Here is a 12925-nt window from a genome sequence, read left to right as displayed (position 1 = left end):
ATGCTATGTTGAAAAAACATAGCATTTTTATATTATATGAATTAAGATGCTGCAATCTTAACTTTTACTTCATCAAAACCGCAATTCAAGAAAATGTTTTTAAGAAGGTCTATAGTGTCCACAGTAACCTTATCAAGGAAGCCGTCTTTTATTACCCTTTCTTCAGTCTTAGATTTTTCTGCTACAATTTCGCTTAACATATCATCCATAGTTAATTTATTAAATATGGAGTTCTTTTCATCAAATATAAAAACCTCATCTTCATTTACATTATGTGTAAGGATAGAACAAGGTGGAATAGTTATGGTAAGTATATTTTTATCTATAGAAAAAGTAGCAGCACTAAAATCTAGTCCAGCAGTAATATAGCCATTATATTTAATGACAAAGGATTTTTCAGTAAAAGGAATAGTAATATCCTTAAAGCTTAAGCTATTCTTCACAGAAATCACATTAGAGTAATCATAACGGGAAGTAGCTAGCTCGGATATGGATATAAGTTTTTCAGATACAAAATCACTCTTTTTCTCTAAATTATTTTTAGTAGTTAAAGAATTTATAAATAAACAAGCAGCAATTATAGCTATTATAAAAATCATAATCTTAATCTTATTAAAAAAGGAAAAGAACTTTTTAATCTTGGATTTTTTCAAAATAATCACCCCGCAAAATTATCTTTTTAATGTTTATGCTAGGGGAGTATATATTATGAATGCAATGAGATATAATGGTATAAAGTAAAATATTATCCAGGGGGTCAGACCCCATGACAAAAATATCCAGGGGGTCAGACCCCGTGACAAAATTTGGGATATAATCTCCCTTAAAAAAGAAAGGAAGTTTAGTATGTTTGAGTATATTAATGAAGAACTTATAGCGGCTAAGGAAAAAGTGTGGAGAAAAGAGAAGTTTGAGGGTATGATTAGGCATACGGAAGAAGCTCTTGAAAAAGAAGTAATTAGAAAGATTGAACTTGAAGAAGCTCTTGATGATGAGGATAAGGATGTAAAAAAGCTTGAATCTTTGAGTATTGCTAACATATTTTATTCTATACTTGGAAGTAAGGATCAGCAGCTGGATAAAGAGAGACAAGAGTTCCTTGCAGCAAAGTTAAAGTATGATGAATGTTGCCACTCAGTTCTTATGTTAGAAAAGGATCTTGAATCCTATAAAGTGTCATTTAATAATTTACTTGATGCTGAGGCTGAATATGAAGCAGTATTAAAGAAAAAAGAAGGATTTATATTAGGTTTAAATAATGAGAACTCTAAAAAGTTACTTGAAATTATGGACAAGATTCCTTCTATTGAAGCTCAGAAGAAAGAGTTGCAGGAAGCAATAGCTGCTGGTGATGCTGCTAGAAATGAACTTCAATTTGTAGTAGATTCTCTTGAAAGTGCTGATGGATGGGGAACCTGGGATATACTAGGGGGAGGTCTTTTAGCTACAGCAGCCAAACACTCTGAAATTGATAAAGCTAAAGAGTATGCACAGAATACAAAAATTGCACTGATGAAATTTCAAAATGAATTAGCCGATGTGGATTTAGCAATGGATATAGATATAAATATTGGTTCTTTTGAAACCTTTGCAGATTACTTTTTTGATGGATTAATATCTGACTGGATTGTTCAATCAAAAATCAGTGATTCTTTAAAAAGTGTATGTAACGTTGTTTATAATGTAGAGGACATAATAAAATCCCTTAGAGCAAAGCTAATTACTGTAGAAAATGAATTATCTTCAATAAAAGAGAATATGAAATCACTTATTGAAGAAGTGTAAATATTTGTAATGGGGTCAGACCCCAAGGAAAAAAATGTAATGGGGTCTGACCCCGAGGAAAAAAATTCCTCAGGTCTGACCCCGTTATTTTTGTCATTTTAGGCAAGACTGAACTTAGTAGTTTGTCTTTGGGTAAGCTGTGCTCCGTATTTAGAAGCTAGTGAGCCACCCTTACTAAGAAAAACATCCTTAGCAATTATAGTATCCATAAGAGTTGATACCTGAGGTTCAGTGATATCTTGCTTAACTCCTGAAATTGATAAATTAACTTTATCTCCACTGGCATTAATAAAAGTCATTAATAATGAATATTCCATAGTTTAATTTCCTCCTTTCTCTAGGATAAGTCACAGTTAATACTCGCGGTTAATACTCTTAAGCATTAACTAATTTTGAAGTTTCATTTAAGTAACTATCTCTAGTAGAAGCACTTAAAACATCTTTAATAGCCTCAGCCACATCAAAAACATTTTGAGGGTCAACACTAGGTTTTACTCCAGAAAAAGTTTTTTTCTTATAAATTGTAGCTCCAGTCTTATCAGTTCCGTTTTCAACTTCAATATGAAAAGAAGTGGTGTTTAAAACTTTATCTACTGCCATTAAATTCACCTCCTTATCAGTGGTTTCAATGATTATATATGCACTTTGAAAAATAAGTGGAAAGTATAAATGATGAATAATTATAAAGTATTAATTCCATCTCTATTGAAAATAAAGTCATAGTAATTTCTAATTGCTGCATCCACAATGGTATTCATATAAACATTAACATTGGGATGAACAGCTTTAATTTCATTTAGCATTCTAGCAGTGGAATTTCTTATTTTATAACATCTCTGAGTATCAAAGAATTCACCATCTATGGGTGGAGTTATTCCAGGAGCTTCAGTTTTAACCTTGCGATTATCAGTAAAACTATCAACAGGAGATGGTAGAGAAGTTAGATTAGCTGTGGATAAATTCTCCTTAGAGAGAATATCTTTTTCAAAATTAAAGGATGATATGGGAATACCAGTGATGGACTCACAGATGCCATTAAGTTCTTCCAAATCTTCTTCAGAATTAAATTCATCTATGGAATCATTAATTTTATTTTCTTTTTTCATGAGAAACCTCCTTATAAATTATTTAACACTTACTATATATGCTTTTATTAAGAAAATTCACTAGAGATAAGGGTTTTAAAAAAGTTTTTGGATATTATTTACTGGGATTTCAATATATAAAATTGTAATCTTATGCAGTAAAATCGTACTTTCATGTATTTTTATGGAATGTAAAACATTAAATGCATTATAATAAATTTAAGGCATATGCAAACTAAGAGGTTGTGCTAAAAAATATTGAAGGGTTGAATTTTGATTTTAAAGGGAAGAATAAAATAATTGATAATAGTGAGTTGAGGAGAATTAAGTATGAAGGATATAAGGAGAAAGAAATCCAAAGGAATTCAATTAAGTAGGAATATTTTCATTTTAGTTATAGCTATATTACATCAACCTATTAGTAAAATTATTGAAAATAGAAACCTATTAGTTGCTTTTAATTTAGCTTATTTATTGCTTGCCATATATTTTATTACCTTACTTTTGAAAGATATGGGGTATTATAAAAGTAAAACTCAGTAAGTTATTTTAGAAAAGTTTAAGAAAGCATTATAATTAGTAATTAACATACAGTGCTTATTAGAGAAAGCCTTGAAACCCCCATGAACACAACAAATAGTTAACTATTTTACTATTTAACTAGGTTCATATATTACTATTAAGCTAGTTTTATATATCTATATATCCATATTTATATATTTCTATAGGTATATAGTTTTCTAGCTATCTAGTTTCCTAGGTAAAATGTGGTGTAATTTAAGGTGAGATTTTAATAATATAACTTAATGAAAATAAGATTTTTATAATTTGGTTTCGACCACGTTATTAAAAATAAAAAGCTGTGTATTTAACTAGAATCTTTATGGGATGTCCATCAATATCCACATAGCTTGTATATTCTATCACTGTAATCTTCAACAGAGCCAATTAAAAAAATAATATTGTATAAGTATTTTAGACAGTTCAGGATTAACTTCTGGATTGTCTTTTTCAATGTATAGGAAAGTATAGATTTTTACGTTTTATTGGTTTTACCGTTAGGAACGTGGTGCATGCCACTTTTTTTATTTTTAATAAAATAATTTTCCACTTTTCGTCTAAATTGCTTATTTAGTATATAGAGATACTTATTTAAATAAGGATAGGAGAGAGAAGATTATGAAACATACAATTATGGGTTTTAGGCAGGATAAATTAATAAAGTTTGGACTAGATATTATTGATGCAAGTATTCTTAGGTATTTCATTGATTTTAAAGAAAGCAATGGAATGAACATAAGGGAGGTAGAGGGACATATTTATTATTGGCTTCGTTATGATGCAGTTTTAAGAGAGTTTCCTATTTTTAGAATGAAGAAATGTACAGTTCAATCTAGATTTTTTAAATTGAGAGATGCAGGAATGCTTACTCATCTGGTTGTGAGGGAAAAGGGAACATACTCCTTTTTTGGCATAGGTGAAAATTATAAGGAGCTTATAACTAGAGAAGGAGCAGAGGAGGAAAACTCTAAGGGTATCTGTGAAGGAGTTAAAGGTATGGGTGAAGAAGCTAAGGGTATTGATGAAAAATCTAAGGGTATCTGTGAAGAACCTAAGGGGTGTGGATTTAAATCTACAACAAATAATCCCTCTACTAAAGATTCATCTACTAAAATAAATAAAAATCTTCTTCTGGAGAAAAGTGCCTTTGAAATAATAGAGTATCTGAATTTGAAAACAGGAAAAAACTTTAGAAGCTCAACAAAGATAACTATTAGGCTTATTAAAGCAAGGCTTAGTGAAGGCTTTACCGTAGAGGACTTTAAAACCGTTATTGATAATATGAAATATAAATGGACAGGCACCAAGTTTCAGCAATATTTAGTTCCTACTACTCTCTTTGGCAATAAATTTGAGACCTATTTAAATCAAGAAAGAAAACCAGAAAAGGAAAGTGACGGGAAATTTAAGAGGGGAAATATGGTCCTTAGTGATGAAAGAAATAAAGCTGAGTTAAAGGAAAAGTTAAAGAATATAGTTTTGAAGGAGGACATGTAGCATGGATATGGTGATGCCACATAGTCTAGAAGCAGAGCAGGTAGTCCTTGGGGTGCTAATTAACGATAAGGATAAAATTTATGAAGTGGAGGATATTTTAAACTTAGACGATTTTTATTATGAAAATCATAAAGTTATTTATAGAGGAATTTTAAATCTTAGAGCTAGGGAGATTAATATAGATTTAATAACCCTTTCCGAGGAACTAAAATCTAGGGAAGTTTTAGAAAAATGCAATGGTATAACATACCTTTCTAAGCTTTCTAGTTCTGCTGTGTACCTAAGTAATATAAGAAATTATTGTGAAATCATCATAGATAAAGCAAGCAGAAGAAGGGTTATAAAAGCTTGCAGAAAAGCCATTGATGAGAGTCATGGAGAGTTCCTTGTAGACCAAGTGGTGGAAGAGTTAGAGGATAATATTCATAAAGCCTATAGCAGTGCAGCAATGGAAGATATGGAACCCATTATGGATACACTGGAGAGTACCATAAGCCACATTGAAAAAAGATACCTGGATAAAAGGGCCCTTGAAGGTATTTCCACAGGGTATAAGGACTTAGATGAAGTGACCTCAGGCTTAAAAGCTGGAGAACTAGTTATTATAGCTGCAAGACCCTCCATGGGAAAGACAGCCTTTGCTTTAAACCTTGCCCAACATGTTTCTAAAGAGGCAAAGGTGGGCTTATTCTCCCTAGAGATGCCAAAGAACCAACTTGTACAAAGAATGCTTTCTGCTAGATGCTTGATTTCTTTAAAAAATATACAGAGTGGAAATCTAGAAGAAGATCACCTAAATAAACTTATCATAGGAGCCTCAGAACTTTCAAAGAGAAAAATTTTTATAGATGACACATCAACTACACTTCCAACCATAAGAGGAAAGGCAAAGACTTTAAAGCAAAAGGAAGGTTTAGATGTGATAATAATAGATTATCTTCAGCTCATAGAATCTGTAGGAGTAAGTTCATCTAGAGAACAAGAAGTTGCAAAGATATCGAGGGAGCTAAAGGCAATGGCAAAATCCTTAAAAATCACCGTCATAGCATTAGCTCAACTCTCCAGGGCAGCAGAAAGCAGAAATGATCCAAGACCAATGCTGTCAGACCTAAGAGAATCTGGATCCATAGAACAAGATGCAGATATGGTGCTCTTTCCTTACAGAGAAAGTTATTATGACACTGAAAATAAAGATAAAAATAAAGAGGAAGAGGGGGAGGCACCTAAGGAAATCATGGAAATTATCATAGGTAAAAATAGAAATGGTGAAGTGAGAAATGTAAATCTAGGATGGATTGGAAAGTATCAGAGAGTGTTGGGGCTTCAGTAGATAAAAACTCTTAAAAAATATGAGAATAGACAATTAAAATATTGAAATCTTTCAAAATTCGTGGAAATAAATGTAAATTTATCGAATTTTAGGTACAGAATTAAGCCTTTCGTGCATTAAAGGTTTAAGCAAAATTTAACATTAGTTACAATAGTAACAAGTGAGTAACATGTAATTTGTTATATTAAATCTAGGCTAAACATTTATGTGAAGATAATGTGCGCACATTATTATATTAGAAATGTATACTATTAAGTTGATATGATAAATCACTTAATACATAACAGGATTATTGGTAATTTTAGATTTATATAATATTATTAATTGATACGTATTGTAATTGAAAAATACAGAAGCAATACTGTATTTATACAATTTAATAGAGAGTTATATTTATTAAATTATGGCAAGTTTTTATGTAACTTTAAATTTAAAGGTAGAAATAGTATTACATATTATTTCTACCTTAACCTTTATTAATATAGAATTTAAAAATAGAATAAAAGAAGGTGAAATTTTGAAAAATTTATTTAAAATTGAATTAAAAAGAGCTTTAAAGAGTAAATCTATGCTATTTGCTTTAGCTATAGGTAGCTTTATAACGATATCTTATGTGATTCAATTTGTTATTCCAGCCTCTATGGGGATAGATGAGGTACTTCAATATAATAAATCTAAAATGTATTGTCCACCAACGATTTTTGTTGGGTGGATAGGAAATGCTGGCTATAGTATGCATAACTTTTTATTTTATATGCTACTTCCTATATTAGCTACCATTCCCTTTGCAGATTCATTTTTCTTAGATAGGAAAAATGGATATATAAAAAATGTGCTTATAAGAGCTAAGAAGCGAGATTACTATATATCTAAATATTTAGCTACATTTATTTCTGGTGGACTTGCTATAGTAATACCGCTATTAATAAGTCTTATTATAACAGCTATGTTTTTACCATCATATCCACCACAAGCAAGAGAAGGATATTTAATTGGTGCTGCACAAATGTGGGGAGAGCTATTTTTTATTCACCCATTTATTTATATATTAGGATATCTAATTATAGATTTTATTTTTAGTGGATTTTTAGCTACTATAGCTTTATCCATAAGTTTAGTAGTAGAATACAGATTTATGGTAATAGTTGCGCCATTCTTAATTTATTTATTCTTATATTCATTATTATCATCTTTGGGATTAAATAATTATGAACCACTTTATTTTCTACAACCAGGTTATGGAACCTGTGATTATAGAATAATTTTATATGAAACTTTATTTTTAGGAATTATAACGTCCACAACATTTTTAATTAGTGGGGTGAGAGAAGATATATATTAAGTGTAAATTATGGACAAAAGAGTTTATGAGAAATATTAAGTCTAATTTTTTATGGGTAATAGTATACATGATCATCGTAGCATCATTAACTTTTCTATATTTAAGACACTCAATGAAAGTTTCTTTGTTAGGTGGATTTAAATTTACATTAGCTGATTACTTTGTAGATGTTTCTGGAACATTATTTTTTGGCATTGAGTTAATGATTGTTAATGTATTCTTGCTGTTGCACCTATTTAAAAATGATTTTTCTACTATGTTTGTATTAAAGCAAAAGAGTAAAAAATTACTTTGGTTAAAAGAAGTGTATAAAAGTATACTGTTCTCCTTATTTTCAACTATATATTTGCTACTATGCACCTATGGGGTAGGTGGTTTATTGTGCAATAGCTATATAAATTGGGATAGGAGAAGAAGTATTTTCTTTGGAGAAACCAATATGATCTGTAGTGATATTAAGTTTATTAATGTTGTAATGGCATTTTTCATAATATCTTTTATTAGAATACTTGTTATAACTTTATTAACTATGCTTATTTATTGGATAACCAATAAAAGTAGTATCTCTCTCATTGTAATTATTACAGTGGGAATAGTCGATTATTATTGTCCTATATTTTATAGACTTATAAGTATTTATTATACAAAATGGGTAAATCCCATTAACATGGCTATAGGATTAATCTATGGGATTTTTTTAATGATTTCTATTACATATGTGGGTATGTTCAAAGCTGACAGAAAGGAATTTTTAAATGAATAGTTTTAAAGGAGAAAATAAGTCAAGTTTTTTAATGCAAATAAAGCATGACTATTACATGGGAACTATTAAAGGATGGAAAAAGTATGCTGTGGTATTAATTATATTTATATTACTATGTGCTAATTTTCAAAGGGGATTAATAATCAGTAGAGAATATGATAATTTCAAAGAGAAACCAACCTTTGGCAATTACATTATTGATTTATATAAAGGTGTTGATATTTCTAATAGAGTAGATAATAAAGAAAAAATTGAAATACCACCGGGATGGGTTTTATTAAATATATTTCTTTCAATAGTGATAGGTTATTATCCACTGAATGATTTAAAAGAATATGGAACTCAAATATTAATACGTTCAAAAAAACGATGGCAGTGGTGGCTTAGTAAATGCCTTTGGATTATGGGAAATGTTCTTATTTTTTACGCAATAGGGTATATAGTTATTGCAATGTTTTCTTTAATTAATGGTGAACTATCGTTAACTCCTAATCATAAGGTTAGTTTAGCTGTTTTAAAGTTAGATACTTCTAGTTTAGCAGCTAATGGAGTGTTTAGTGCTTGCATAGTCTTACCCATAGTCACATCCGTAGCCCTTTCTCTAATGCAGCTTACCATAGCAATGTTCAGTAATTTAATATATAGCAATATTTTTATTATATCTTTTTTGATAGTCTCGATCTATTATTGTAGTCCTATTTTAATGGGAAATTATTTAATGTTGTTACGAAATAGCTTAATGGTAGGTATAAAGGGAATTGAAACATCAACTGGTATAATACTCAGCATGGCTATATCTTTTATATCAATAACATTAGGGATTTTTAAGTTTAAAACTTATGATATTATAGGAAAAAATAACTAAGTGTAAAAGGAGATAATATGTATATTGAAGTTGAAAATTTAACTAAGGTAATTTCTAAAAATACAGTTTTAAGCAATATAAATATAAAAATGGAACAGGGTAAAATTTATGGGCTAAAAGGAAAAAATGGTTCAGGAAAGACTATGCTTATGAGGGCAATTTGTGGACTTATGATTCCTACTGAAGGAAAGGTTATAATTGATGGAAAAGTTTTAGGTAAAGAGCTTTCTTTTCCTGAAAGTATTGGAGCATTAATTGAAAGCCCTGGTTTTATATCTAATTATTCAGGATATAAAAATCTAAAGATACTTGCAGATATACAAGGGAAAATTAGTGAAGAAAAGATAAAACAGACTATTTCATTAGTGGGATTAGATCCTGAAGATAAGAAGAAATTCAAAAAATATTCACTAGGAATGAAGCAAAAATTAGGAATTGCAGCAGCTATTATGGAAGATGCTAAAATTATTGTATTAGATGAACCTACTAATGCACTAGATGAAAACAGCATCAAAAACCTTAGTGAAATACTTCGAGATCTTCGTGATAAAGGAGCATTAATAATAATATCTTGTCATGATAGTGAGGAGTTAAGTTATCTATCAGATGAAATATTTTTTATAGAAAATGGAGAAATGAAAAAATATATAAAGGTGAAGGAGGAGGTAAAATTAAATGAAACAGAGAAGTAAGAACTATATAATTTTAGGCTTAGTTCTTATTTTAGTAGGTGTATGTTTTATGAGATTTAGATATATAAATAATAAATATCCTGAAGCACCACTAGAAAAATTTACTTTAAATGAAACCTTTGATTATGAAGGAGTTCAGCTAAGTGTAGAAGAATCAAAAATTGTAAATGATGATGAACTTAAAATAATATATGCGTCTATAGAGGATCCATTCCCTGATGAAGAAAAGAAGGCTATTTTTGTAAAAGTTAACTTTAAGAATAATAGTGAGGAGACTAAAACTATAGAGGTTTATGAATTTGAGGCGGAATCAGTAAGTTGGCATAATGGACTGAGTTTAGAATTATTTAAAGAAGTTAATAAAGAAGATGATGCAAGTCCTGTAGTAGAATTAAAGCCTGGAGAAGAAAAAGAATTAATATTACCCTACTCTATGATTGAAAGGCATTTTGATAAAGAAACATGGAAAGAATTGAAGAATAGAAAATTTTATCTAACGTTGGAAATGTATCCGGTAAAAAGATGCGTAGAACTTAATTTTAGTTAGAAAGGTAGGGTATAAAGTTGAATAGAAAAACGAAACAAGGAATTGTTATTGCATCTATGATAATTATGGTTGTTATTATTGGTGTTAGTGTATTTAAAAATGATGAATTATTTCCTAAGTCTAACTTATGGAGTAACAAAAAAGAAACAAAAGAAGGTATAGAAACCAAAGAAAATGCTGAAATTAAAGCAGAAGAGAGTTTAGCTGCAGCTAACGAATTTGAAGCTGATAAAATCTTTGAAATGGGTGAAGATGTTCTTACGGTTGATCTTACATTTAAGGTTAACTCAGTAGAAAAGACAAAAGAAAAAAAACAATTTCCAAATCCTCCAGATTGTGATGAATTTGTTACAGATGAAAAAGGAAATTTAATTAATAATATGTCATATGTCATTGTAAATGTAACAATTAAAAATAATAGAGAGACAGAAAGAATGTTTCCACTTAATTCATGTTGTTTAGATGTAATAGATGATAAAAATGAAATATATAATTATGAATGTTGGATGTCTAGCAAATTAGAAGACTTTGATAAAAAGGATTATTTTGAATATAATTTCCAGCCACAAGAAGAATATACATGTGATTTAGTATACATAGTAGAAGATGAAAAATTACAATATAATAATCAAATTTTTGATATAAATATTTCAGGAGTTGTTGGTTATGATGATGATTCACGATATATAAAAATAAAGTATTGATGATTATAAAATTATCATTCTTTTGCAGAGATAAAATATAATTTAAAGAGAAAGCTACAGGAGAAATCATTGAAAGTTGGGATTCTTTAGCACTAGGCAAGGATAGTAATAAATAAAAAATGTAAGCAAGTAAGATTTTGAGACAAGTATTACTCTAAAACTTACTTGCTTTTTTATTATGTTAAATTTGCATAGGTAAAAATAGAAATGGTGAAGTGAGAAATGTAAATCTAGGATGGATTGGAAAGTATCAGAGAGTCTTGGGGCTTCAGTAGAGGTCTAATAGATAATTTCATGTATTGAATTTATACTTTTAAGTAAAATTAATGATATATAATATAATTTATGTTAAAATTTTAAGTATAATATAAAAAATATAATGTTTTTACATAGTTATTATAAAAATTATGTTAAAGAACATAAAAATAAGGCTATAATTAGCTAAATATGGGGGTAAAAATCTATGAAGAAGAGAATTTTAGCATTACTACTTGTAACTACAATGGCAATTGCAATGGTAGGCTGTGGTGTAAAGGACTCAGACCATGGAGATAAGGCAGAAAAGAAAACAGAAAGTAACGGGGGAGAGATGTCTTCACAAAAAAATTTATTTGATGTAGAAGTAACATTGCCTGCAGCCTTTTTTGACGGAAGTGATAAGACTACTATAGAGACAGAAGCAAAAGCAAAAGGGGTACATGAAGTTAAAGTCAATGAAGACGGTTCTGTAACCTACATTATGGATAAGAAAACTCATAAAGAGTTATTAGCAAGTATGAAACAGGCAGTAGACGACAGTATTAAGGAGACTTTAGCTGATAAAGAAAATTATCCTTCTTTTGCAGAGATAAAATATAATGATGATTTGACACAATTTGATATTATGGTTGATAAAGCATCCTATGGTGGACTTCAACCTTTTGTAGCAGTAGGATTTTATATGTCTGGAAATATGTATCAAGCTATGAATGGAAAATCTTTTGATACAGCAAAAACAATAGTGAACTTTAAAGATAAAGCCACTGGAGAAGTTATTGAAAGTGGGGATTCTTCAGCGCTAGGTAAGGGTGGAGAATAGCGATAAGGTGGGAATAGTAGTATCCATTTTGGTACTACTATTTTTGTGATTTTTTATAAACATAATTTTTATTATTTGAAACTTTAATATTTATATAAATGTATTTAGTAATGAATTATTTAAGTTAGAAATAAAATGGTGAGTGTCATTGCTAAATATTAAGTTATATACATAATAAATATAAATAATAAAATATTTGACAATTGGCATAAAGGTATTTATAATTAATATAGACGCTTGTAAAAAGTGATTTAGTTTTGATTGATACAATAATTACTCTTGTTGTTAGCGCAACAGAGCATAGCTTTACGGAATAGAATTCTGTAGGGTTTAGTTTGTTGTATTATTTTAAGTTTAAAATCATTTTTTAGAAGTGTCTTTTTATTTTTAGCAAAATAAAAGGAGGAATCTTACAATGTTGTATTATGAATTTAAAGAAAATGAAATAATGAAAGTAGATCTTCACAGGATGAGGGTATGGGAAGCCGCTATGTATCTAAATGAAGCGGTTAATAATGCACCTGAAAATATTAAGGAAATCATTGTTATTCATGGTTATCATAATGGCACATCATTATTAGATATGGTTAGAAAAGACTTTATTAATAAAAGAGTAGGGAAAAAGTTACTAGGTATAAATCAGGGGATAACTAGTTTAATTCTTAATTAGGGGGTA

At 29.3% G+C, this 12925-nt stretch carries 16 protein-coding genes; 12 read left to right on the top strand and 4 right to left on the bottom strand.

Annotated elements, in window-relative coordinates:
* Positions 1-41: 41 nt before the first annotated feature.
* Complete coding sequence (locus IO99_RS05115; RefSeq protein ID WP_051823936.1) at positions 42-653, bottom strand: DUF4230 domain-containing protein; 612 nt, start codon at positions 651-653, stop codon at positions 42-44.
* A 193-nt stretch (positions 654-846) separates the two neighbouring features.
* Between IO99_RS05115 and IO99_RS05110 the strand changes: the two genes are divergently transcribed.
* On the top strand, positions 847-1785 hold the full coding sequence (locus IO99_RS05110; RefSeq protein WP_051823935.1) for a hypothetical protein: 939 nt from the start codon (positions 847-849) through the stop codon (positions 1783-1785).
* A 98-nt stretch (positions 1786-1883) separates the two neighbouring features.
* Here the strand turns inward: IO99_RS05110 and IO99_RS05105 are convergent, their stop codons facing one another.
* The 3 genes from IO99_RS05105 to IO99_RS18300 all read right to left on the bottom strand — a co-directional run bounded on the left by IO99_RS05105 (position 1884) and on the right by IO99_RS18300 (position 2891).
* Positions 1884-2102, bottom strand: a complete 219-nt coding sequence (locus IO99_RS05105; RefSeq protein ID WP_035131026.1) for a DUF2922 domain-containing protein — start codon at positions 2100-2102, stop codon at positions 1884-1886.
* Between the two features lie 58 nt (positions 2103-2160).
* Positions 2161-2385 (bottom strand): DUF1659 domain-containing protein, encoded by a 225-nt coding sequence (locus IO99_RS05100; RefSeq protein ID WP_035131025.1) that lies wholly within the window; start codon positions 2383-2385, stop codon positions 2161-2163.
* An 80-nt stretch (positions 2386-2465) separates the two neighbouring features.
* Positions 2466-2891 (bottom strand): hypothetical protein, encoded by a 426-nt coding sequence (locus IO99_RS18300; protein WP_051823934.1) that lies wholly within the window; start codon positions 2889-2891, stop codon positions 2466-2468.
* Between the two features lie 309 nt (positions 2892-3200).
* On the opposite strand from IO99_RS18300, the gene IO99_RS05090 reads away from it, so the two are divergent.
* The 11 genes from IO99_RS05090 to IO99_RS05040 all read left to right on the top strand — a co-directional run bounded on the left by IO99_RS05090 (position 3201) and on the right by IO99_RS05040 (position 12919).
* Complete coding sequence (locus IO99_RS05090) at positions 3201-3413, top strand: hypothetical protein (protein WP_035131024.1); 213 nt, start codon at positions 3201-3203, stop codon at positions 3411-3413.
* Positions 3414-4049: 636 nt separating this feature from the next.
* Positions 4050-4928, top strand: a complete 879-nt coding sequence (locus tag IO99_RS05085) for a conserved phage C-terminal domain-containing protein (protein ID WP_035131023.1) — start codon at positions 4050-4052, stop codon at positions 4926-4928.
* Position 4929: 1 nt separating this feature from the next.
* Positions 4930-6258 carry a replicative DNA helicase gene (gene dnaB / locus IO99_RS05080; RefSeq protein WP_035131022.1) on the top strand — a complete coding sequence of 443 codons (1329 nt, stop codon included), beginning with the start codon at positions 4930-4932 and terminating at the stop codon, positions 6256-6258.
* 517 nt (positions 6259-6775) lie between these two features.
* Positions 6776-7600, top strand: coding sequence for a hypothetical protein (locus tag IO99_RS05075; protein WP_156964291.1), 825 nt, complete (start codon positions 6776-6778; stop codon positions 7598-7600).
* A 25-nt stretch (positions 7601-7625) separates the two neighbouring features.
* Positions 7626-8363, top strand: a complete 738-nt coding sequence (locus IO99_RS05070) for a hypothetical protein (protein ID WP_035131019.1) — start codon at positions 7626-7628, stop codon at positions 8361-8363.
* Positions 8356-9228, top strand: coding sequence for a DUF2705 family protein (locus tag IO99_RS05065; RefSeq protein ID WP_035131017.1), 873 nt, complete (start codon positions 8356-8358; stop codon positions 9226-9228). Before IO99_RS05070 ends, IO99_RS05065 begins: the two co-directional genes overlap by 8 nt.
* Positions 9229-9245: 17 nt before the next feature.
* Positions 9246-9920, top strand: coding sequence for an ATP-binding cassette domain-containing protein (locus IO99_RS05060; protein ID WP_035131015.1), 675 nt, complete (start codon positions 9246-9248; stop codon positions 9918-9920).
* A complete protein-coding gene (locus tag IO99_RS05055; RefSeq protein ID WP_035131013.1) occupies positions 9904-10467 on the top strand; it encodes a DUF5028 domain-containing protein in 564 nt (187 codons plus the stop codon). The genes IO99_RS05060 and IO99_RS05055 overlap by 17 nt, the downstream gene beginning before the upstream one ends.
* A gap of 17 nt (positions 10468-10484) precedes the next feature.
* A complete protein-coding gene (locus IO99_RS05050) occupies positions 10485-11171 on the top strand; it encodes a DUF4352 domain-containing protein (RefSeq protein WP_035131011.1) in 687 nt (228 codons plus the stop codon).
* 463 nt (positions 11172-11634) lie between these two features.
* Positions 11635-12249, top strand: a complete 615-nt coding sequence (locus IO99_RS05045) for a hypothetical protein (protein WP_035131009.1) — start codon at positions 11635-11637, stop codon at positions 12247-12249.
* A 415-nt stretch (positions 12250-12664) separates the two neighbouring features.
* The gene (locus IO99_RS05040; RefSeq protein ID WP_051823933.1) at positions 12665-12919 is read left to right on the top strand and encodes a Smr/MutS family protein; all 255 of its coding nucleotides are present in this window, start codon (positions 12665-12667) and stop codon (positions 12917-12919) included.
* Positions 12920-12925 lie beyond the last annotated feature (6 nt).

The sequence above is a fragment of the Clostridium sulfidigenes genome (assembly GCF_000732635.1).
Lineage (GTDB): Bacteria > Bacillota > Clostridia > Clostridiales > Clostridiaceae > Clostridium_J > Clostridium_J sulfidigenes.
The sequence above is the reverse complement of the archived record's forward strand: the minus strand, read 5'-3'. Positions and strand labels throughout refer to the sequence as shown.